Genomic DNA, 22,147 nt, shown 5'->3' on the forward strand with positions numbered 1-22,147 from the left:
GGAGCGTGCTTCCTTATTGCCCGATCTGCCCGGACCCGAAGACCCAGAACCCGCCCAGCAGCAGGATCAGGCCGAGAATCATCGCGAAGGCGTAGTGGTAGAGGTAGCCGGACTGCAGGCGACGCACGCCGGCGGCGATGCGCTGCACCAGACCGGCCGAGCCGTTGACCATCGCGCCGTCGATCACCGCCGCGTCGCCGGCCTTCCAGAACAGCCGGCCGAGCGCAACGCCGCCGCGCGCGAAGATGGCGAAGTAGACGTCGTCAACCCAGTACTTGCGGTCCAGCACCGTCCACAGCGGCTTGAGCGCGCTCTTGATCCTGCCCGCCATGGCCGGGTTGAACAGGTAGATGTAGGTGGTGATCACGAAGGCCAGTGCCACCAGAGCGAACGGCCAGCTGGCGAACCCATGCAGTGCCATGGCCACGGCGCCGTGGAACTCGTTGCCGAGCTCGCCCAGCACATTGTTGGCCTCCTCCACATGGACCGCCTGCCCGAACCAGTCACCGAACAGCATCGGCCCGATCGTGAAGAAGCCCACCAACAGCGAAGGGATCGCCAGCAGCACCAACGGCAGCGTCACCACCCAGGGCGATTCGTGCGGTGCATGCTCCAGCTCGCCCGGCTTGTGCCCGTGGTGCGGATCGTCCGAAGGTGCGTGGTGTTCGTCCACGTGGGCGTCGTGCCCGTGCGCGTCATGATGGACGGCCTCAGGCGCGTGGCCATGATGGCCCACCACCACGAAACGCTCCTTGCCGTGGAAGGTCAGGTACATCTGCCGGAAGGTGTACAACGCCGTGACGAACGCACCGGCCAGCACGCAAACGTAGGCGTAGCCCGAACCCCAGCGATGCGACTCGCCGACCGCCTCGATGATCGCATCCTTCGAGTAGAAGCCCGAGGTGAACGGGATCGCCACCAGCGCCAGCGAACCGATCCACATCGTGATCCAGGTGATCGGCATGTACTTGCGCAGGCCACCCATGTAGCGCATGTCCTGCTCGTGGTGCATGGCGATGATCACTGAGCCCGCGCCCAGGAACAGCAGCGCCTTGAAGAACGCGTGGGTCATCAGGTGGAACACCGCGCCGGCATAGGCCGACACGCCAAGAGCCACGGTCATGTAGCCCAGCTGCGAGAGCGTCGAGTAGGCGACCACGCGCTTGATGTCGTTCTGCACGATGCCGATCAGGCCGGTGAAGAGCGCACCGGTGGCGCCGATGACCATCACGAAGCTGAGCGCGCCTTCGGACAATTCGAAGAACGGCGACATGCGGGCGACCATGAAGATGCCCGCAGTCACCATCGTCGCCGCGTGGATCAGTGCGGAGATCGGGGTCGGGCCTTCCATCGAGTCGGGCAGCCATACGTGCAGCGGCACCTGGGCGGACTTGCCCATCGCGCCCACGAACAGCAGCACGCAGATGACCGTGGCCGCGTCCCAATGGATGTTGGCAGTCAACGCCAGCGACTTGCCGATCAAGCTGGGCGCACCGGCAAACGCAGTGGCGTAGTCCAGCGTGTTCAAAAAGTACAGCACCGCGGCAATGCCGAGCAGGAAGCCGAAGTCGCCCACGCGGTTGACCAGGAACGCCTTGAGGTTGGCGAAGATCGCGGTCGGGCGCTTGTACCAGAAGCCGATCAGCAGGTAGGACACCAGGCCCACGCCTTCCCAGCCGAAGAACAGCTGCATGAAGTTGTTGCTCATCACGAGCATCAACATCGCGAAGGTGAACAGCGAGATGTAGCTGAAGAAGCGCTGGTAACCCGGGTCGTCGGCCATGTAGCCAATGGTGTAGACGTGCACCAGCAGCGAGACGAAGGTCACCACCACCATCATCATGACGGTAAGGCGGTCGACCAGGAAGCCGACGCTGACGTGCAGGCGGCCGATCTCGAACCAGGTGTAGATGTCCTGGTTGTAGGCCGGCGCGCCACCCGCGGTGAGCTGGTAGAGCACGTAGAACGACAGCGCGCAGGAAACCAGCAGGCCGAGGATGGTCACGCTGTGCGCACCCACGCGGCCGATCTGCTTGCCGAGGAAGCCTGCGAGCAGGCAGCCGATGAGCGGAGCCAGCGCGATGGTCAGCAGGATGGAGGTCGAAAGTTGCATCGGCTCAGCCCTTCATCGAGTCGATTTCGGCGACGTTGACCGTGCTGCGGTTGCGGAACAGCAGCACCAGGATCGCCAGGCCGATCGCGGACTCGGCCGCCGCGACGGTGAGGATGAAGAACACGAACACCTGGCCGGATACGTCGCCCAGGAAGCGCGAGAACGCCACGAAGTTCATGTTCACTGCAAGCAGCATCAGCTCGATCGCCATCAGCAGCACGATGACGTTCTTGCGGTTGATGAAAAGACCTGCGACGGCGATGCAGAACAGCACCGCGCCGAGCACGATGAAATGCGACAGCGTGATCATTGCAGCGGCTCCTGCGAAGCGGTCGGTTCATCCGGGCGCGAAGGCGCCATCTTGACCACGCGGATGCGGTCGCGCGGGTTGACGCGCACCTGCTCGCTGGCCGACTCGTGCCGCTTGTCGCCCCGATGGCGCAGGGTCAGCGCGACCGCCACGACCACGCCCACGGTCAGGATCAGCGCGGCGATCTCGAACGGCAACAGGTAAGTCGTGTACAGCGCCCCGCCCAGCCAGGCGGTATTGGACAGGCCCATGGCCGCGGCCGGATCGGCGCCCATCACGTGCGCGTGCATGGCGCGCACGCCGATCAACGCGAGCATCTCGCCGAGCATGACCAACGCCACGATGATGCCGACCGGCAGGTAGCGGATGAAGCCCTCGCGGACCTGTTCCATCTTGATGTCGAGCATCATTACCACGAACAGGAACAGCACCATCACCGCGCCCACATAGACCACGATCAGCGCGATGGCCAGGAACTCGGCCTCGGCCAGCAGCCAGATGCAGGCGGTGCTGAAGAAGGCCAGGACCAGCGAGAGCACCGCGTGCACCGAGTTCTTCACCGTGATCACCGCCAGGGCGGCGGCCACGGTCACCGCGGCGAATCCGTAGAAGCAGATCAATTGCAGAAGGTTGGTATCGATCATGTCGGTGGCCCTTTAGCGGTACGCCGCGTCTTGCGCGCGGGCCGCGGCGATCTCCGGCTCGAAGCGGTCGCCGATGGCGAGCAGCTGCGCCTTGGTCACCACGTTCTGGCCACGCTGCTCGAAGTGGTATTCCATCACCGAGGTCTCGACGATCGAGTCGACCGGGCAGCTCTCCTCGCAGAAGCCGCAGAAGATGCACTTGAACAGGTCGATGTCGTAGCGCGTGGTGCGGCGCTGGCCATCGCCCTCGCGCGGAGCGGAGTCGATGGTGATCGCCAGCGCCGGGCACACCGCCTCGCACAGCTTGCAGGCGATGCAGCGCTCCTCGCCGTTCGGATACCGGCGCAGCGCATGCAGGCCGCGGAAGCGGTTCGACCGCGGAATGTGCTCCATCGGGAAGCGCACGGTGTACTTGGGCTTGAACATGTAGCGCAAGGTCAGCGCCATGCCCTTGAGCAGCTCGATGAGCAGCAGGCTTTTGAAGTAGTCGGTAATGCGGTTCATGAGTTGCCTTAGGCCCCCGTGCCGGCGATGACCCAGCCGAAATACTTCATGCAGCCGGCCACGAGGACCCATACGATCGTGATGGGAATGAACACCTTCCAGCCCAGCCGCATGATCTGGTCGTAGCGGTAGCGCGGGAACGTCGCGCGGAACCACAGGAACAGGAAGGACATCAGGAAGGCCTTGATCAGCAGCCAGATGATGCTGCCGGTCCAGATCCAGTTGACCCAGGGCGAGACGTCCGCGGTGATCCAGCCCTGCACCGGACTCAGCCAGCCGCCGAGGAAGAAGATCGAGGCGAGGAAACTCACCAGGATCATGTTGGCGTACTCGGCCAGGAAGAAGATCGCGAAGGCCGAGCCGGAATACTCCACGTGGAAACCGGCGACGATTTCCGATTCACCCTCGGCCACGTCGAACGGCGCGCGGTTGGTCTCGGCCACGCCGGAGATGAAGTAGACGATGAACACCGGCAGCAACGGCAGCCAGAACCAGTCGAGGAAGCCCTTCCCGCCAACCTGCGCATGCACGATGTCGGTCAGATTCAGCGAGCCGGCCAGCACCAGCACGCAGACCAGCGACAGGCCCATGGCGAGCTCATAGGAGATCACCTGCGCGGCCGAGCGCATGGCGCCGAGCAGCGCATAGCGCGAGTTCGATGCCCAGCCGGCCAGGATGATGCCGTACACGCCCAGCGAGGTCATCGCCAGCAGGTACAGCAGGCCTGCATTGACGTTGGCCAGCACCATCCTGTCGTCGAACGGCACCACCGCCCACGCCGCGAACGCCGGCACGAGCGCCAGCAGCGGCGCGATGTAGTACAGGAAGCGGTTGGCGCTGGAAGGAAGGATCACTTCCTTGATCAGCAGCTTGACCACGTCCGCAAAAGCCTGCAGGACGCCCCAGGGGCCGATCTTGTTCGGCCCCATGCGTACGTGCATCCAGCCGATGACCTTGCGTTCCCAGTACACGAACATGGCCACCGCCAGGATCAGCGGCACCGCGATGCACAGGATGTAGACGACCGGCCAGACCAGCTCGTTGAGGAGTTGTTCGCCCATGGGTTACGCCTTGCTCAGGGTGATGGCCGCGCCGTACGGCGGCAGCGTGGCGGTCAGGTCGTGCGCGGCCTCGATCCACACGGCGCCATCGGGCACGGCGGCGTCGATCGCCACCGGCAGCAGCACATCGGCGACGCGCACCTGCACGCCGGCGGTGAGGCCCTGGTGCATGGCCTCGTTGGCGTTCATGCGCACGGCGGCCGGGCGGTTGATCGGGTGCGCATTGAGCGCAGTGGCCCGGCGGAGCACGGCGTCGCTGCGATAGATCGGCCAGGTCGCCAGGCGCACAAGGCCGCCTGCCCCACCCTGGCGCGGTGCCAGGGATGTGCCGTGCGACGGCAACGGACGTTCGGCGATGCCCTCGCGCAGGCCAGCCAGGTCGTCGAACTCGAAGCCACCCAACTGCAGCAGGCCGCCCAGGGCGCGCAGCACCTTCCAGCCAGCGCGGGCCTCGCCGGGCGCCTTGGCGCCGGCGATGGCGCTCTGCGCCAGGCCATCCACGTTGACCAGCGTGCCGTCGTTTTCCGGCAGCAGCGCGATCGGCAAGAGCACGTTGGCCACTTCGCGCAGCGCCGGGCTGGCGTAGGCACTGAACGCCACTACCGCCTGCGCGCCGCGCAGCGCCGCCAGCGCCTTGGCGCCATCGGCGAAGTCGTGCGGCGGCTCGACGCCGTAGAGGACGTAACCTTTGCGCGGCTGGGCAAGCATCGCCTGCGCGTCGAGGCCACCGTTGCCCGGCAGCACGCCGCCCTGCCCCAGTCCGAGCGCATTCGCGCCGACCGGCAGTTCGTTGTAGCCGGCACTGGTGGCCTGCGCGATGAATCGCGCGATGGCACGCAGCCAGGACGCCTGCGGATGCGTGGCGGCAGCCTCGCCCAGGATCACCACGGCCTTGCCCCCCTTGAGCACGGCGATCGCATCGCGGTCGCCCTCGTCATGCCGGGCACCGTTGATGGCATCGGCTAGCGCGGCCGGCGCGGCGGCGCCGTCGGCGACCGCGGCCTTGGCCAGCGCAAGCAGCGCGTCGACTAGGGCGGCCGGCGATACGATGGCCTCGCCGGCCAGCGCGTAGTTGAAGCCGAAGCGCGCCGGATTGACCGCATAGACCTTCGCCCCGCGCTTGACCGCCTGGTGCAGGCGATGGTTGAGCAGCGGCATTTCGTAGCGCAGGTCCGAGCCAACCAACAGCGCGCCCTGAACCTGGCTGACCTCGGCGACGGGCACCTCGAAACGGGCCGCGACCGGGCGATCGGACAGGTCCAGCTGGCTCAGGCGATGGTCGACGTGCGCGCTGCCCAGCCCGCGCGCCAGGCGCACCAGCAGGTCGCCTTCCTCGTTGGTGGTGGCAGGCGAGGCAAGGATGCCCATGTCGCTGCCCGGCACCGACTTCAGCGCCTCGGCGGCAACCGAAAGCGCCTCTTCCCAGCTGGCTTGCTGCCACTGGCCATTGCGCTTGATCTGCGGCGCATGCAGGCGGTCGGCGGCGTACAGGCCCTGGTAGCTGAAGCGGTCACGGTCGGACAGCCAGCACTCGTTGATCGCCTCGTTGTCACGCGGCACCGTGCGCAGTACCTCGCCACGGCGCGTGTGCAGCCACAGGTTGGAGCCCAGCGCATCGTGGTAGGCGATCGACGGACGCGCGATCAGCTCCCAGGCGCGCGCCTTGAACTGGAACGGCTTGTTGGTCAGCGCGCCGACCGGGCAGACGTCGATGATGTTGCCCGAGAGCTCGGTCTCGACGGTCTTGCCGATGTACGTACCGATCTGCAGGTTCTCGCCGCGGTTCATGCCGCCGAGCTCGTAGGTGCCCGCGATCTCGCTGGTGAAGCGCACGCAGCGCGTGCACTGGATGCAGCGGGTCATCTCGGTGGCGACCAGCGGCCCGATGTTTTCGTCGGCGATGGTGCGCTTGCGCTCGGTGTAGCGCGACACGCTGCGGCCATAGCCCAGCGCCACGTCCTGCAGCTCGCACTCGCCGCCCTGGTCGCAGATCGGGCAGTCCAGCGGGTGGTTGATCAGAAGGAATTCCATCACGTCCTTCTGGAACTTCAGCGCCTTGTCCGAGCGCGTCATCACCTTCATGCCTTCGGCCACGGGAGTGGCGCAGGCCGGTTGCGGCTTGGGCATCAGCTTGCCGCCCATCTCCACGTCGACCAGGCACATGCGGCAGTTAGCCGCGATCGGGAGCTTGCGGTGATAGCAGAAACGCGGGATCGACACGCCGATCGCATCGGCGGCTTCGATGATCATCGCGCCCTTGCGGATCTGCGTGGGCTTGCCGTCGACCTCGATGTTGATCAGGTCCGGCGCGGTGGTGGTCGGCTGCGCGCTCATCAGGCGGCGACTCCAAGCTTGTCGTCGGTCATCGAGCGACCGTGCTCGACGAAGTATTCGAATTCGTTCCAGAAGTGGTGCAGGAAGCCCTGCACCGGCCAGGCCGCGGCTTCACCGAAGGCGCAGATGGTGTGGCCTTCGATCTGGCCGGCCACCGCCTTCAGGCGATGCAGGTCGTCCTCGGTGCCCTTGCCTGCAACGATGCGGTCGAGCACGCGGTACATCCAGCCGGTGCCTTCGCGGCACGGCGTGCACTGGCCACAGGACTCGGCCATGTAGAAGCGCGCGATGCGGTGGCAGGCGCGCACCATGCAGGTGGTGTCGTCCATCACGATGACCGCGCCCGAACCAAGTCCCGAGCCGGCCTTCTGCAGGCTGTCGTAGTCCATCGTGCACTCGAGCATGGTCGCCGCCGGCAGCACCTTCATCGAGGAGCCGCCCGGAATCACCGCCTTGAGCTGATGGCCATTGCGCACGCCACCGGCCATCGCCAGCAGGTCCTGGAACGGCGTGCCCAGGCGGATCTCGAAGTTGCCCGGGTTGTTCACGTGGCCGGAGACCGAGAAGATCTTCGGGCCGCCGTTGTTCGGCTTGCCGAGGTTCAAGAACCAGTCGGCGCCGTTGCGCAGGATCGCCGGCACCGAGGCGTAGGTCTCGGTGTTGTTGATCGTGGTCGGCTTGCCGTACAGGCCGAAGTTGGCGGGGAACGGCGGCTTGAAGCGCGGCTGGCCCTTCTTGCCTTCCAGCGATTCCATCAGCGCGGTTTCCTCGCCGCAGATATAGGCGCCGGCGCCCAGCGCCGTATAGATGTCCACATCGATGCCCGAGCCGCCGACGTTCTTGCCCAGCAGCCCTGCCGCGTAGGCTTCCTTCAGCGCCGCCTCGAAGTGCTCGTAGGGCTCGTGGTGGAACTCGCCGCGCAGGTAGTTGTAGGCGACGGTCGAGCCGGTGCAGTAGCAGGCGATCGCCAGGCCTTCGATGACCGAATGCGGGTTGTAGCGCAGGATGTCGCGATCCTTGGCGGTGCCAGGCTCGGACTCGTCCGAGTTGCAGAGGATGTACTTCTGCATCGTGCCTTTGGGCATGAACGACCACTTCAGGCCCGTCGGAAAGCCCGCGCCGCCACGGCCGCGCAGGCTGGACTTCTTGACCTCTTCGATCAGGCCGGCGGGATCGGGCTTCTCGGCGAGGATCTTGCGCCACGCCTTGTAGCCGTCGACCTTCTCGTAGCTGTCCATCGACCACGGCGTGTCGAAGTGCAGCGTCGTGTAGACGACCTGGTGGTCTTGCGGTGCGGGTCCGACCGGACCGTTGCTGCTAGCCATGCCCTGCCTCACTCCAGACCGTCGAGAATTTCGTCGAGCTTCTCGGGCGTGAGCCGCTCGTGGTAATGACCGTTGACCGTCATCGCCGGCGCATACACGCAGGCGGCGATGCACTCTTCTTCGCGTTTGAGGTACACGCGGCCGTCCGGCGTGCTTTCGCCGAGCTTCACGCCCAGCTTCTTCTCGCAGTGGCGCACCAGGCCTTCGGCGCCGTTGAGCCAGCACGAGATGTTGGTGCAGATCGCCACGTTGTTACGGCCGACCGGCTTGGTTTCGAGCATCGAGTAGAAGCTCGCCACTTCGTAGCCCCACACGGCGGGCAGGTCGAGGTACTTGGTCACCGCCACGATCAGGTCGTCGGTGAGGAAGCCCTGGTTCTGCTCCTGCGCGGCGAACAGCGCCTGGATCAGCGCCGAGCGCTTGCGGTCGGCCGGGAACTTGGCGACCCATTCGTCGATGTGGTGGCGGGTGTGCTCGCTCAGCACGACGAGCGGATCGACGTGCTTGACCTGCTCGTAATTTCCGGTGGCCTTCATGGGAATCTCCTCGGTGCCGGCTTAGCGGTCGACTTCGCCGAACACGAGATCGTAGGTGCCGATCATCGCCACCACGTCGGCCAGCATGTGGCCGCTGACGGTGGCGTCCATCGACGAGAGGTGGGCGAAGCCCGGCGCGCGCAGGTGCACGCGGAAGGGCTTGTTGGCGCCGTCGGAAACCAGGTAGCAGCCGAACTCGCCCTTGGGCGCCTCGACCGCGCAGTAGGTCTCGCCGGCGGGAACGCCGTAGCCTTCGGTGAACAATTTGAAATGGTGGATGAGCGCTTCCATGCTCTCCTTCATCTCTTCGCGCGAGGGCGGCGCGACCTTGAAGTTCGTCACCATCACCGGGCCGGGATTGGCGCGCAGCCAGTCCACGCACTGCTTGATGATGCGATTGGACTGGCGCATCTCTTCCACGCGCACGAGGTAGCGGTCGTAGCAGTCGCCGTTGACGCCGACCGGAATGTCGAAGTCCATCTGCGCATACCTGGCGTAAGGCTGCTTCTTGCGCAGGTCCCACTCCACGCCCGAACCGCGAAGCATCGCGCCGGTCATGCCCCAGGCTTTGGCCATGTCAGGGCTGATCACGCCGATGCCGACGGTACGCTGCTTCCAGATGCGGTTGGTGGTGAGCAGGTCCTCGTACTCGTCCACACGCGACGGGAAAATGCGGGTGAACTCCTCGATGAAGTCCAGCATCGAGCCTTCGCGCGCGCTGTTGATGCGCTTCAGGTCCGCGCCCTTGTGCCAGGGCGACTCCTTGTACTGCGGCATGCGGTCGGGCAGGTCGCGGTAGACACCGCCCGGACGGTAGTAGGTCGCGTGCATGCGCGCGCCAGACACGGCCTCGTAGACGTCCATCAACTCCTCGCGCTCGCGGAACGCGTAGAGGAAGACCGCCATGGCGCCAAGGTCGAGCGCGTTCGAGCCGATCCACATCAAATGGTTCAGGATGCGGGTGATCTCGTCGAACATCGTGCGGATGTACTGCGCACGCTCCGGCGCCTCGATGCCCAGCAGGGTCTCGATCGCGCGCACGTAGGCGTGCTCGTTGCACATCATCGACACGTAGTCCAGGCGATCCATGTAGCCGATCGACTGGTTGAACGGCTTGGACTCGGCCAGCTTCTCGGTACCGCGATGGAGCAGGCCCACGTGCGGATCGGCGCGCACCACGGTCTCGCCATCCATCTCCAGCACCAGGCGCAGCACGCCGTGCGCGGCCGGATGCTGCGGGCCGAAGTTCATCGTGTAATTGCGGATTTCCTGCATGTCAGTTCTTCCGCCAGTCGTCGGCGGCCTCGGCTCTGGCCTGGACAAGATCGGCATCGTCGCGGATAACGCGCGGCACCAGCACGCGCGGCTCGATGGTCACGGGCTGATAGACCACGCGCTGCTGCTCGGCGTCGTAGCGGACCTCGACGTTGCCGATCAGCGGGAAATCCTTGCGGAACGGATGGCCGACGAAACCATAATCGGTGAGGATGCGGCGCAGATCCGGATGGCCATCGAAGATGATGCCGTACAGGTCGAACGTCTCGCGCTCGAACCAGTTGGCCACCGGCCAGATCCCGGTGAGCGAAGGCACCATCGGCAGCGCGTCGTCTTCGCAGAACACGCGCAGGCGCAGGCGCCGGTTGTGCGTGAGCGAAAGCAGATGCACGACCACGGCAAAGCGGCGCGGCATGTTGGCATCGCGTGGGCGCTCCGCCCAGTTGAAGCGGCCCATGGCCTGGCCTTCGACGCCACGCGAGAAGCCGGTGGCCGTGACCGTTTCGGTGGCCCACTCGTCCTGGCCGTAGCCGAGGTAGTCGACACCGCAGACGTCGATCAGCTGCTCGAAGCGGAAGTCCGGCTCGTCGCGGAGCGCAGTGGCGACGCTCAGCAGATCGGCGGCGGCCAACTCGGCGGTCGTCTCGCCGCCGCGCGCGGGCAGCAGCGACAGGGTGTCGCCGAACCGCGCCGCAAGGCGCGCGGCGAGCGAAGTGTTTTGCGTATCGGTCATGGGCTTCTGGGCCTTAGCCGCGGGCGATGGTGCTGGTGCGGCGGATCTTCTTCTGCAATTGCAGGATGCCGTGGATCAGCGCTTCGGCCGTCGGCGGGCAGCCGGGCACGTAGATGTCCACCGGCACGATGCGATCGCAGCCGCGCACCACCGAGTACGAATAGTGGTAGTAGCCGCCGCCGTTGGCGCAGCTACCCATCGAGATCACCCACTTCGGGTCGGGCATCTGGTCGTAGACGCGGCGCAATGCCGGCGCCATCTTGTTGACCAGCGTGCCGGCGACGATCATCACGTCGGACTGGCGCGGACTCGGGCGGAAGATCACGCCGTAGCGGTCCAGGTCCAGTCGCGCCGCGCCGGCGTGCATCATCTCGACCGCGCAGCAGGCCAGGCCGAAGGTCATCGGCCACATCGAGCCGGTGCGCGCCCAGTTCATCAGCGCGTCGACCGAGGTGGTGGCGAAGCCGCGCTGCACGACCGGGTTGTCCTCGGCCGGGCGCAGGATGTCGTCGACCAGGTTCAGCGGTTCCGGGTTGTGCATCACCCGGTCGATGGAAGACAGCATTCCCATTAGATCAGTCCCATTCCAGTGCGCCCTTCTTCCACACGTACGCGAACCCGACCACCAGCAGCAGCAGGAACAGCGCCATCTCGATCAGCGCGACGATGCCGATCTGCTGGAACACCACCGCCCATGGAAACAGGAAGGCGATTTCCAGGTCAAAGATGATGAAAAGGATCGCCAGCAGGTAATAACGGACGTCGAAGCGCATGCGGGCGTCTTCGAAGGCCTCGAAGCCGCACTCGTACGGTGCGAGCTTGATCGCCTCGGGACGGCGCGGGCCGGCGAGCATGCCGATGATCAGCAGCACCACGCCCAGGCCGGCGGCAACGCCGATGAACAGCAAGATAGGCCAGTATTGAGCAAGCACGATGCAACGTACCTCCGCGCCCTTCGGACGCATCAGTGACCGCCAACGTCGGCGGTCAGGCTGGTTCGATTCGGCAGGCCGCGCACGGCAGGGGCTGTCCAGCCACGATCGCACGCGTGGGGGCCGCGAGCGCCCGATTTCCACGAAATCCATTCGTGTAACCGCGGCATTGTATCAGCGCGCGCGGGGACTACGCCAAGTATTGCGGACGCGACAGTTATTGGTTAATGGCGCCCGTTCTCACAAATCGCAGGCGACGGTGCGAAGAGCGCGCGGAAGGGGCCGGAGCGGCGCGAGATTTGCCGCGGCCGTGCGCTACATGGTGTGGGTCGGGCGCTCTGACGAAAGCACGCCGGCCAGGATGTTCTCGATGCGCTGACGCGCCACCTCGGCATCGCCGGACTCGTTGAAGTGCACGCCGATGCCGGCGGTGCGGTTGCCCTGCGCACCGAGCGGGCTGATCCACGCCACCTTTCCCACCACCGACAATCGTTCGGTTTCGTCCATCAGCGTGATCAGCAGCACGACCTCATCGCCCAGCGCGTAGCGTTGCGCGGTCGGCGCGAACAGGCCGCCGTTCTTCAGGAACGGCATGTACGCGTTGTAGAGCGACGCGGCGTCCTTGATCTTCAGGGAGATGATGCCCTGACGGGCGGCGGTGGGGGTCATGCTTGGGCTCCGGAACGAACGGCCGGTTTCGGCCGGCGCCCGGGCATCGTAGCGAGCGAGATGGGCGGGCGCAAAGCCAGCCGATCGCGTAGGGTGGACTTCAGCCAACCGGGCCACATTGCCGCGAAGGGCGGTGGCTCAAGCCCACGCCACCCCGACCACGGAGGCTACAGCTCGCACCAGCCCCAGCGATCGAAGATCCACGGCGATGGCACGTCCATGTCCAGCCGGGCAAAGCATGGTGCCGTGGGTACCTCGGCCAGGCGCCAGCGGCCCTGCCCGTCGCGCTGCAATGGTGCGTCGGTCCAGGGCCAGTGGCGCACGCCGTCCGGGCTGGCGATGGTCAGGCGCAGTTGCGAGCGCCAGGCCCTGGGATGCCAGGGCAGCGCGCCCGCCTCGCGGTCGGCCGGGGGGCGGGCGACGCGGTCGTAACGCTCGGGGCGATCGGTCAGGCGGCGCATGCGGCCTGCGCTCAACGCCATCTGGCTGCCGTGGGCCGTCAACGCCGCGAGCTTGACCGCGTGGCGTCCGGCTGCGGCAGGCAGGGCGACGTCGGGAGATGCCTCTCCGCGACCGTGCACCAGGTAGCTGAACAGCAGAGGCGGCTCGGCGTCCCAGTCGGCCAGGGCCAGCCGCATCAGTACGTGGGCGCTGCCGTGGTCGGGATGGCGATCGGACAGTGCCGGCAAGGCGACTACGTTTGGCCGGAAATCCACCAGCTCCTCGACCAGCCGCGCGCGTGCCATCGAGGCATCCTCGCGCACCAGCGCGGTGAGGCCCATGTCGGGCCAGCCCATTGCATGAAGGGCATCGAACGGCACGTCGAGCCGGCGCAGGGCCTCGGCAACCTCGCCGCGTCGCCGCCGTCCCCAGCGCGCGCGCTCGGCATCGCCGATACGCAGGCGGCGTTCGATCCAGCGTTGCGGCCAAGGGTTGTCGTCGCCGTCGCTGAGCAGCAGCACGCGCACCTCACCGCCCGCCGCACGCACGAGTTGCAGCAGTTCGCCGGTGCCTATGGTTTCGTCGTCGGGATGCGGCGCCACCACCAGCAGGCGGGTCCGCGCGTCGGGGCTGTACAGCTCCGGGCTCAACGGCATGTCGTGGCGCCTCCCGCGCCAGGGTGTGGGGAACGCCTGGGCTTCGGGCCGCAAGCGATCGTTGCGCGCAGCTTGCGGCAGCGCGTGTTCGCACTACGTGTAGCGTGAGGCAGGCGACTGGACAGACCCGCAGTCATCGGGTCAGTGCCAACCGGCGAGCAACTCTAGCAGCAGCAGGTCGCCGCGCAGCGGACCGCGCAGGGCGTCGCGCGTTCGGCTGGCGGCGGCGAACCAGTCAGCCAGCGCGTCGGCTTCGAGCTGGCTGCCAAGCGGCGCTGCGCCGCCGGTCGCGCGCGCCCGCGCTTCGTCCACGGCCGCCTGCGCGGCAAACCACAGACACTGCTCCGGCTCGGCGTCCAGCCAGCGGCGTGCGACTTCCATCGGTTCGGCGCGACCGGCGGCCAACGCCGCCAGATCTTTGCGCACCGCTTGCCGGCGTGCCAGCGCACCCTGCTCTGCCCAGGCTTGGGCCAGGCCGGGATTGCCCCCGGCCGCCTGCAGCGCGGTAGAGGGATCGGCAACGCCCCGCGCCCTCAACCAGGCCATCGCCTCGTCCGGCGGCGGCAGCTGGAACTCGATCCGCTGGCAACGGCTGCGGATCGTCTGCGGCAGCCGCCAGGGGGCGTCGGCGACCAGCAGCAAGAGGGTCTGCGGCGAGGGCTCCTCGAGCGTCTTGAGCAGGGCGTTGGCGGCGGATGCGTTCATCGCATCGGCCGGGTCGATCACCGCGATCTGCCAGCCGCCGAACTGGCTGGCCATGGCCAGCCGCGCGGACAGTTCGCGGATCTGCTCGACGACGATCTCCTTGCGCTGGACGCCGTCCTTGCGCAGGCCATAGCTGATGGTGACGAAGTCCGGGTGCGTGCCGGCGTCGAGCAACAGGCAGGCGCGACACTGGCCGCAGGCTTCACCCTCGCGCGGGCGATCGCACAGGAGGCCACGCACGAACCGACGCAGGAAGGCGCGCTTGCCCAGGCCTGCGGGACCGCACAGCAGCAGCGCGTGTGGCAAAGCCTCGCGCGCCAGGCGCGATTGCAGCCGTTGCCAGTGCGCCCCGTGCCAGGGCGGCGGTGTACTCATGTCGCGTCCTCCGCGAACAGCGGCGCGAGCGCCGAGAGGGCCGCCTGCAGCACGGCCTCGGGCGATCGACCGGCGTCGATCACGCGGAAGCGGTGGGGCTCTGCCGCGGCACGCGCGCGATAGTTCGCGCGCACGCGCTCGAAGAAAGCATCGGCTTCGGTCTCGATGCGGTCCGCTTCGCCCCGGCCGGCGGCGCGTGCGCGGCCCGTCGCCACCGGCAGATCGAGCAACAGGGTCAGGTCCGGCACGACCCCAGCGCAGGCCCAGCGTTCGAGTTCGGCGATACGTTCTTGCGGTTGGCCGCGGCCGCCGCCCTGATAGGCATAGCTGGCATCGACGTAGCGGTCGCACAGCACCCATTGCCCGGCAGCAAGGGCCGGGGCGATGGTTTCGCGCACGAGCTGGGCGCGGGAGGCGAACATCAGCAGCAGTTCCGTTTCGCCGGCCATTCCGCGCGTTTGCGGGTCGAGTACGATCGCGCGGATCGCTTCCCCCACCGTCGTGCCACCGGGCTCGCGGGTCTGCACCAGCCCGATGCCCTGCCCCGCGATGTATTCACGCAGGGCAGCCAGCAACGTGCTCTTGCCCGCGCCTTCGCCGCCCTCGAGCGAGATGAAGCGTCCGCGCCGGGTATCAGTCATGGCAGCGCTTCAGCTGATAGCAGGCGACGTTGCGGTTGTGCTCGGCCAGCGAGCTGGCGAACACGTGGCTGCCGTCGCCGCGGGCCACGAAGTACAACGCCTTGCCCGGTGCCGGATGCAGCGCGGCCTGGATCGCCGGCTGCCCCGGCAGCGCGATCGGCGTGGGCGGCAGGCCCGCGTGCAGGTAGGTGTTGTAGGGCGTGTCCGCGAGCAGATCGCTGCGGCGGATGTTGCCGGCGTAGGTCGCCCCCATGCCGTAGATCACCGCCGGGTCGGTCTGCAACAACATGTGGTTTTCCAGCCTGCGTACGAATACCCCGGCAATCTTCGACCGCTCGTCGGCGCGTCCGGTTTCCTTCTCCACGATGGAGGCCAGGATCAACGCGTCGTATGGCGTGGCCAGCGGCAGGTCCTTGTCGCGGTTGGGCCAGAGTTCGGCCAGCGCATGCACCATGGCCCGGTGCGCGCGCTTGAGGATGTCCAGGTCGCTGTCGCCTTTGACGTAGGCGTAGGTCTCGGGCAGGAAGCGGCCCTCGGGCATCTCGCCAGCGGCCCCGATGTGTTGCATCAGGCTGGCGTCGTCCAGCGAAGCACCCTCGTGGCGCAGCGTGGGTACGTTCGCCAGGGCATCGCGCAGTTGGCGGAAGGTCCAGCCGTCGACGATGGTGAAGTCGCGCTGCAACACGCGGCCGGTGGCCATGGCATTGAGCAGTTGGCCGGGCGTGACGCCCGGGTCGAGCGCGTACTCGCCGGCATGCAGCCGGTCGGCCACCCGCATGCGTTCGGCCAGCACGCGCCAGTACAGCGAGGGTGCATGGGTAAGGTCGCGCGCACGCAATTGCGCCACGATGCCGCGCAGGCTGGTGCCTCGCGCGACGTCGATCGTCTGGCGCTGCGGGCCGACCGCGAGCGGTGCGCGGCTGAAGCGCTCGAAGTCGTACCAGCCTGCCACCGCGGCGGCCAGCACGCCCAGCAGCAGCACCCAGGTCAGGATGCGCCAGGCGGCTCGCCCCTTTCTCTTCTTGCGCCCCATCGACGACTCCCAAGGATGATCCGATCCATTCTACGCAGGCGTCACCGGCGCGCGAAACAAAACGACGACGCGTTGTGCCACCTGCACAGCATCGATCAGAGCATCCTAAAAACCCAGTTCGCGCCAATGCGACTGCAGCGCGCGCGCGACCGGGCCAACTGCAAAAGCGCTGCCGTCCAGTTCGCGAACCGGCAGGATGCCGCGCACGCTCGAGGATAGAAAGAGCTCGTCGGCGCCGCGAAGTTCGTCAAGCGGAATCCGGCGCACCCGCACCTGCGGCCATGCGGCTAGCACCTGCGCCCTGGCCACCCCGGCCACGCCGCAGCGATCGATTGCCGGCGTGGCAAGCACGCCGGCGAATACCGCAAAAAGATTGGCCGCGGTGGCCGAGATCGCCAATCCGTCGGCGTCGCACAACAACCCTTCGGCGATTGCCGGGTCATCCCATTCGGCGCGGGCCAGCACCTGCTCCAGGCGATTGAGATGCTTGAGGCCGGCGAGCACCGGCTGCGAACCCAGGCGCATGGAGCACAGGCGCACGCGGATGCCCTCGGCCTGCGCGGCCTCGTCGCGTGGCGGAACGTCGAAGGCGGCAACGATGCGGCTGGACTGGGGCTTCGAAGGCGGCTTGTAGCCGCGCGCGCCGATTCCCCGCGTCAGGGTGATGCGCACGACCGATTGCGCCAGTTCCCGCGACACGGCGCGCGCCTCGGCGAGCAGCGTGCCAGTACTTGGCATGAGCAGCCCCAGCCGGCGGCAACCGTCCTCCAGGCGGTGCATGTGGCGCGACCACAACGGCGCGTCCGCGCCGAGGAAGCGGATCGTCTCGAACAGGCCATCGCCATAACCGAGTCCACGGTCCAGGACCGAAACCCGGTCGCCTGCCTGCCCGTCGACCAGCACGCGCGCCATCAACCGGGCGCTCCCAGTGCGCGCAGCAGGCCTCGGGCCTTGGCGCGGGTTTCGTCCAGTTCGCGCTCGGCGATCGAGTCGGTCACGATGCCGGCCCCGGCGCGCAGTGTGACGTCGGAACCGGTCTGGGTGAACGTGCGTATCAGGATGTTGAGGTCGAGCTCGCCGCTCAGGTCGAGGTAACCCAGCGCACCGGTGTAGGCGCCGCGAGGCCCCTCCTCGATCGCGGCGATGATCTCCATGCAGCGCACCTTGGGGCAACCGGTGATGGTGCCGCCCGGAAAGGTCGCGGCGATCACCTGCCCTGGCGTCACGCCCTCGCGCAGGCGCCCGCGCACGTTGGAAACGATGTGGTGCACGTGGGCGTAGCTCTCCACCACCATGAGCTCGTCGACCACGACCGTGCCCGGCACGCAGACACGGCCGAGATCGTTGCGCTCCAGGTCGATCAGCATGACGTGTTCGGCGCGCTCCTTCGGATGCGCGGCGAGTTCGCGGATGCGCGCCGCGTCGTCGTCGCCGGCCACGCGTGGGCGCGTACCCGCGATGGGACGCGTCTGCGCCACGCCGTCGCGCACTTCGACCAGCCGCTCGGGCGAGGAGCTGACCACGGCCCAGCCAGGCTGTTGCAACAGGCCCGCGAACGGCGCCGGGTTGGCCGCACGCAACGCTCCGTACAAGGCAGTCGGCGCGGGCGGCCGCGCATAGTGCGCGCGCCAGGCGCGCGAGAGATTGGCCTGGAAGATGTCGCCGGCATGCAGGTGTTCGTGGACGCGGGCGACGCCACCCAGGAAACGTTCGGGCGAATCCTCTTCGATGGCGATCGGCGGAGCCAGCGCGGGCAACGCAAGGGAGACGGCAAGGTCCGCCTCCATCGCATCGAGCAGGCCGGCGTCTCCTGCCTCGGCCACCAGCAGCGTGCGGTCGCGGGCATGGTCGATGATGATCGCCGCCGGACAACGCAACGCCAGCGCCACAGGCAGGCCCCCGCCGGGCGGCAGGCGGAGGCGCGGCTCGATTTCACCGGCCAGTTCATAGGCCAGCATCAGCACCCAGCCACCGTGGAACGGCAGCCCGTCGTGCTGCAGCGGCACGCGCTCGGCCTGCCAGGCGGCGTCGAGCGCGTCGAGGAATCGGGCACCCGGCTGCTCTTGTAGACGGCCGTCGGCCTGCAATTGAAGTTTTTCGCGCGGAAACGCGAACAGGATGTCGTAGCGCGCCTGCGCGCTGCCGCGCACCACGCTTTCGAGCAGGCAGGGATAGCGGTCCGCAAAAGCAGCGGCCGGCGCGAGCAGGTCGCGCCGGCCGTCAAGAACCCTCAGATGGCCGCCCACGCTTCCGCTCAGTGGCGGCGGAAGACCAGCGTGCCGTTGGTCCCACCAAAGCCGAAGGAGTTGGAGATCGCGACGTCCACGTCGGCCTTGCGGGCCGTGTGCGGCACGAAGTCCAGGTCGCAGCCTTCGCTCGGCTCGTCCAGGTTGATCGTCGGGGGCAGCACCTGATCGCGCAGCGCCAGGATGGTGAAGATCGCCTCGACGCCACCCGCAGCACCCAGCAGGTGGCCGGTGGTCGACTTGGTCGAACTCATTGCCAGCTTGTAGGCGTGCTCGCCGAACACCTTCTTGGCCGCCATCACCTCGCCGAGGTCGCCCAGCGGCGTGGAGGTGCCGTGCGCATTGATGTACTGCACTTCGGTCGGATTGACGCCGGCGTCGTCCAGCGCCGCCTGCATGCAGCGCGCGGCACCCTCGCCGCCCTCGCTCGGCGCGGTGATGTGGTACGCGTCGCCGCTCATGCCGAAGCCGACCAGCTCGGCGTAGATCTTCGCGCCACGTGCCTTCGCGTGTTCGTACTCTTCCAGCATCAGCACGCCTGCGCCGTCGGACAGCACGAAGCCGTCGCGGTCCTTGTCCCACGGGCGACTGGCCTTGGTCGGCTCGTCGTTGCGGGTGGACATGGCCTTGGCCGAGCAGAAACCCGCCATCGCCGTGCCGGTGGTGGCGAACTCGGCGCCGCCGGCGATCATCACGTCCGCATCGCCGTACTGGATCATGCGCATCGCAAGGCCGATGTTGTGCGTGGCCGTGGTGCAGGCGGTGACACAAGCAATGTTCGGGCCCTTGAGGCCGAACATGATCGACAGGTGGCCGGACACCATGTTGATGATCGAGCTGGGCACGAAGAAGGGCGACACGCGACGCGGGCCCTTCTCGTGCAGTTCGATCGAGGTGTCCTCGATGGTGTTCAGACCACCGATGCCGGCGCCGACGGCCACGCCGATACGCGGCGCGTTCGCCTCGGTGATCTCCAGTCCGGAATCGCGCAGCGCCTGCGTGCCGGCTGCAATCCCGTAGTGGATGAACGGATCCATCTTCTTGACGTCCTTCGGCGGCATCCACTGTGCTGGGTCGAAGTCGCGCACCTGCCCGGCAATGCGCGTGGCATAGCCGGTGGCGTCGAAGTGGGTCACCTGGCCGATGCCGCTGTTGCCCTTGAGGATGTTGTCCCAGGCGGTGGCGATGTCATTGCCGACCGGCGAAATGATGCCCATGCCGGTCACTACGACGCGTCGTTTGCTCATGGATTTTAATCCTTACGTGTTCTCTGGGCTCGCTGCTGCGCAACGGCCGGCGTCCAGCCACCATACGGTATCGGACGTTTCAAAACGCAGAAACGAAAACTGCGCCAAGGTGGCGCAGCTTTCAGTATCGCCACGTGAACGGAACCCGCGCCGCCATGGGCGCAGACACCGGCCACGAAACCGATCAGTCCTTGGTGTGGGCCTTGATGTAGTCCACGGCCTGCTGAACGGTGGTGATCTTCTCGGCCTCTTCGTCCGGGATCTCGGTCTCGAACTCTTCCTCGAGAGCCATCACCAGCTCCACCGTGTCCAGCGAATCGGCGCCCAGGTCGTCCACGAACGAAGCGTTCGCCGTGACTTCGTCTTCCTTCACGCCCAGCTGCTCGATGACGATCTTCTTGACGCGCTCTTCGATGGTGCTCATGTTGCCAAACCTCCCAAGGGGTGTGCTTTTTTGTCGGGCCGGCACGGGTCCGGCAAAGGACGGCGAATTGTAGTGGCTAAGCGACCAGGCCGCCATTGGTCCGCCGACAGGTTCAAACGCGCAGGCTTTCCGGCCGGCGCGAAAGGTCAATTGTCGCCTAAAAACGGATTCTTGGCGACAACCGCGCCATACGTCAGGGCATGTACATGCCGCCATTGACGTGCAACGTTTCCCCGGTGATGTAGGCGGCAGCCGGCGAAGCAAGGAAACCCACGGCCTTGGCGATATCGCCCGCCTCGCCCAGGCGGCCCAGCGCGATCTGCCCCAGCAGCGCCTGCTTCGATTCCTCCGGCAGTGCGCGGGTCATGTCGGTATCGATGAAACCGGGCGCGACCACGTTGACAGTGATGCCGCGCGAACCGATCTCGCGCGCCAGCGATTTGGAGAAGGCGATGATGCCGGCCTTGGCCGCCGCGTAGTTGGCCTGCCCCGGATTGCCGGTGAGGCCGATCACCGAGGCGATCGAAATGATGCGACCCTTGCGCGCTTTCATCATGCCCCGCATCACGGCCTTGGAGGTGCGGTAGACCGAGGTCAGGTTGGTATCGATGATCGCCTGCCAGTCCTCGTCCTTCATGCGCATCAGCAGCTGGTCGCGCGTGATGCCGGCGTTGTTGACCAAAATCGAGACGGCGCCGAATTCCTTGCCGATCGCGTCGATCAATGCCTCGACCGCGGCGCCATCGGTCACGTCCAGCACGCGGCCGTGGCCACCGTTCGCCGCCAGGCGCTCGCCGATGGCCGTGGCGCCATTCTCGCTGGTGGCGGTACCGATCACGGTGGCGCCCATCGCCACCAGCTCGTCGGCGATCGCCGCGCCGATGCCGCGGCTGGCGCCGGTGACCAGCGCGATTTCTCCTTCCAGAATCTTGCTCATCGTCATGCCCTTTTGCAGGAATCCTGGGACGGTCGCGAGGCCCGTCCCGTCAGAGGTGGTTTACGCCAGCGCCGCTTCGAGTTCGGCCGGCGCGCCGATGGCGCGCGCATCCAAACCCTTGTCGATGCGCTTGATGAGACCCGAGAGCACCTTGCCCGGCCCGCACTCGAGCACACGGGTGGCGCCGTTGCCGGCAAGGGCCTGTACGCATTCGGTCCAGCGCACCGGGAGGTAAAGCTGGCGCTGCAGCGCGCCGCGGATTTCCTCCACGTTGCCGTAGCTGCGCGCCTCTGCGTTCTGCACCACCGGGATGGTGGGCAGCGACCAATCGATCGCCGCCATGCGTTCGCCAAGCCGATCGGCGGCCTCGCGCATCAGGGCGCAGTGCGAGGGCACCGACACCGCGAGCTTGACCGCCTTCTTCACGCCCAGCTCGGCGAGCTTCACCAGGGCACGGTCGACCGCCTCCGCGTTGCCGGCGATCACCAGTTGCCCGGGCGAGTTGTAGTTGGCCGGGGAGACAACCTGGCCCTGCGCGACCTCCTCGCACACCTGCGCAATCTGCGCATCGTCACCGCCAAGAATCGCCGCCATCGCACCCACGCCCGGTGGCACCGCCGCCTGCATCAGGCGACCGCGTTCCGCCACCAGCGCGGCGGCATCGTGCAGCGACAGGGCGCCGGCGCAGACCAGCGCGCTGTATTCGCCCAGGCTGTGGCCGGACAGCTGCGCAGGCCGCGCGCCACCGAGCATGGCCCACACGCGCCACACCGCCACGCTCGCCGCCAGCAGCGCCGGCTGCGTGTTCTCGGTGCGGTTCAGTTGGTCCTCTGGACCTTGCTGGCTGAGCTGCCACAGGTCGACGCCGGCGCCCTGCGACGCTTCCTCGAAAGTCGCCTGCACTTCCGCGTGCGCGGCGGCGAGGTCGGCCAGCATGCCAACCGATTGCGATCCCTGGCCGGGGAAGACGAAGGCGAGCGAGGCGGAGGTATCGGTCATCGGTGTC

At 67.1% G+C, this 22,147-nt stretch carries 23 protein-coding genes; all 23 read right to left on the minus strand.

The window, feature by feature from the left end:
• Window positions 1-13: 13 nt before the first annotated feature.
• Entirely contained in the window at window positions 14-2,113 is a 2,100-nt protein-coding gene (gene nuoL / locus LQ772_RS09915) for an NADH-quinone oxidoreductase subunit L (RefSeq protein ID WP_231320559.1), read from the minus strand.
• A 4-nt stretch (window positions 2,114-2,117) separates the two neighbouring features.
• Window positions 2,118-2,423 (minus strand): NADH-quinone oxidoreductase subunit NuoK, encoded by a 306-nt coding sequence (nuoK, locus tag LQ772_RS09920; RefSeq protein ID WP_091336603.1) that lies wholly within the window; start codon window positions 2,421-2,423, stop codon window positions 2,118-2,120.
• Window positions 2,420-3,067, minus strand: a complete 648-nt coding sequence (locus LQ772_RS09925) for an NADH-quinone oxidoreductase subunit J (protein WP_231320561.1) — start codon at window positions 3,065-3,067, stop codon at window positions 2,420-2,422. The genes nuoK and LQ772_RS09925 overlap by 4 nt, the downstream gene beginning before the upstream one ends.
• A 12-nt stretch (window positions 3,068-3,079) precedes the next feature.
• Window positions 3,080-3,571 carry an NADH-quinone oxidoreductase subunit NuoI gene (nuoI, locus tag LQ772_RS09930; RefSeq protein WP_231320562.1) on the minus strand — a complete coding sequence of 164 codons (492 nt, stop codon included), beginning with the start codon at window positions 3,569-3,571 and terminating at the stop codon, window positions 3,080-3,082.
• An 8-nt stretch (window positions 3,572-3,579) separates the two neighbouring features.
• Window positions 3,580-4,632 carry an NADH-quinone oxidoreductase subunit NuoH gene (gene nuoH / locus LQ772_RS09935; protein WP_231320563.1) on the minus strand — a complete coding sequence of 351 codons (1,053 nt, stop codon included), beginning with the start codon at window positions 4,630-4,632 and terminating at the stop codon, window positions 3,580-3,582.
• A 3-nt stretch (window positions 4,633-4,635) separates the two neighbouring features.
• Window positions 4,636-6,966, minus strand: a complete 2,331-nt coding sequence (gene nuoG / locus LQ772_RS09940; protein ID WP_231320564.1) for an NADH-quinone oxidoreductase subunit NuoG — start codon at window positions 6,964-6,966, stop codon at window positions 4,636-4,638.
• A complete protein-coding gene (gene nuoF, locus LQ772_RS09945) occupies window positions 6,966-8,291 on the minus strand; it encodes an NADH-quinone oxidoreductase subunit NuoF (protein ID WP_231320565.1) in 1,326 nt (441 codons plus the stop codon). Before nuoF ends, nuoG begins: the two co-directional genes overlap by 1 nt.
• A gap of 8 nt (window positions 8,292-8,299) precedes the next feature.
• Window positions 8,300-8,827 (minus strand): NADH-quinone oxidoreductase subunit NuoE, encoded by a 528-nt coding sequence (nuoE, locus tag LQ772_RS09950; protein ID WP_231320566.1) that lies wholly within the window; start codon window positions 8,825-8,827, stop codon window positions 8,300-8,302.
• Window positions 8,828-8,848: 21 nt separating this feature from the next.
• The gene (locus LQ772_RS09955) at window positions 8,849-10,102 is read right to left on the minus strand and encodes an NADH-quinone oxidoreductase subunit D (RefSeq protein WP_231320567.1); all 1,254 of its coding nucleotides are present in this window, start codon (window positions 10,100-10,102) and stop codon (window positions 8,849-8,851) included.
• A gap of 1 nt (window position 10,103) precedes the next feature.
• Window positions 10,104-10,835, minus strand: coding sequence for an NADH-quinone oxidoreductase subunit C (locus tag LQ772_RS09960; protein ID WP_231320568.1), 732 nt, complete (start codon window positions 10,833-10,835; stop codon window positions 10,104-10,106).
• 13 nt (window positions 10,836-10,848) lie between these two features.
• On the minus strand, window positions 10,849-11,406 hold the full coding sequence (locus LQ772_RS09965) for a NuoB/complex I 20 kDa subunit family protein (RefSeq protein ID WP_231320569.1): 558 nt from the start codon (window positions 11,404-11,406) through the stop codon (window positions 10,849-10,851).
• A 4-nt stretch (window positions 11,407-11,410) separates the two neighbouring features.
• A complete protein-coding gene (locus LQ772_RS09970) occupies window positions 11,411-11,767 on the minus strand; it encodes an NADH-quinone oxidoreductase subunit A (protein ID WP_231326002.1) in 357 nt (118 codons plus the stop codon).
• Window positions 11,768-12,082: 315 nt separating this feature from the next.
• Entirely contained in the window at window positions 12,083-12,436 is a 354-nt protein-coding gene (locus tag LQ772_RS09975) for a PilZ domain-containing protein (protein ID WP_231320571.1), read from the minus strand.
• Window positions 12,437-12,603: 167 nt separating this feature from the next.
• Window positions 12,604-13,533, minus strand: a complete 930-nt coding sequence (locus LQ772_RS09980; RefSeq protein ID WP_231320573.1) for a PIG-L deacetylase family protein — start codon at window positions 13,531-13,533, stop codon at window positions 12,604-12,606.
• Window positions 13,534-13,674: 141 nt separating this feature from the next.
• Window positions 13,675-14,613, minus strand: coding sequence for a DNA polymerase III subunit delta' (gene holB / locus LQ772_RS09985; RefSeq protein WP_231320575.1), 939 nt, complete (start codon window positions 14,611-14,613; stop codon window positions 13,675-13,677).
• The gene (tmk, locus tag LQ772_RS09990) at window positions 14,610-15,254 is read right to left on the minus strand and encodes a dTMP kinase (RefSeq protein WP_231320577.1); all 645 of its coding nucleotides are present in this window, start codon (window positions 15,252-15,254) and stop codon (window positions 14,610-14,612) included. The genes holB and tmk overlap by 4 nt, the downstream gene beginning before the upstream one ends.
• Window positions 15,247-16,287 carry an endolytic transglycosylase MltG gene (gene mltG / locus LQ772_RS09995; RefSeq protein WP_231320579.1) on the minus strand — a complete coding sequence of 347 codons (1,041 nt, stop codon included), beginning with the start codon at window positions 16,285-16,287 and terminating at the stop codon, window positions 15,247-15,249. The genes tmk and mltG overlap by 8 nt, the downstream gene beginning before the upstream one ends.
• Window positions 16,288-16,392: 105 nt before the next feature.
• Window positions 16,393-17,202, minus strand: a complete 810-nt coding sequence (pabC, locus tag LQ772_RS10000; RefSeq protein WP_231320581.1) for an aminodeoxychorismate lyase — start codon at window positions 17,200-17,202, stop codon at window positions 16,393-16,395.
• Complete coding sequence (locus LQ772_RS10005; RefSeq protein ID WP_425600782.1) at window positions 17,199-18,533, minus strand: aminodeoxychorismate synthase component I; 1,335 nt, start codon at window positions 18,531-18,533, stop codon at window positions 17,199-17,201. The genes pabC and LQ772_RS10005 overlap by 4 nt, the downstream gene beginning before the upstream one ends.
• An 8-nt stretch (window positions 18,534-18,541) precedes the next feature.
• Window positions 18,542-19,780, minus strand: a complete 1,239-nt coding sequence (gene fabF / locus LQ772_RS10010) for a beta-ketoacyl-ACP synthase II (RefSeq protein ID WP_231320582.1) — start codon at window positions 19,778-19,780, stop codon at window positions 18,542-18,544.
• A 184-nt stretch (window positions 19,781-19,964) separates the two neighbouring features.
• The gene (acpP, locus tag LQ772_RS10015) at window positions 19,965-20,204 is read right to left on the minus strand and encodes an acyl carrier protein (protein ID WP_091336635.1); all 240 of its coding nucleotides are present in this window, start codon (window positions 20,202-20,204) and stop codon (window positions 19,965-19,967) included.
• A gap of 193 nt (window positions 20,205-20,397) precedes the next feature.
• A complete protein-coding gene (fabG, locus tag LQ772_RS10020) occupies window positions 20,398-21,141 on the minus strand; it encodes a 3-oxoacyl-ACP reductase FabG (RefSeq protein WP_231320583.1) in 744 nt (247 codons plus the stop codon).
• Window positions 21,142-21,201: 60 nt separating this feature from the next.
• The gene (gene fabD, locus LQ772_RS10025) at window positions 21,202-22,140 is read right to left on the minus strand and encodes an ACP S-malonyltransferase (protein WP_231320584.1); all 939 of its coding nucleotides are present in this window, start codon (window positions 22,138-22,140) and stop codon (window positions 21,202-21,204) included.
• Window positions 22,141-22,147: the final 7 nt, after the last annotated feature.

Source organism: Frateuria edaphi (genome assembly GCF_021117405.1).
Taxonomy (GTDB): domain Bacteria; phylum Pseudomonadota; class Gammaproteobacteria; order Xanthomonadales; family Rhodanobacteraceae; genus Frateuria_A; species Frateuria_A edaphi.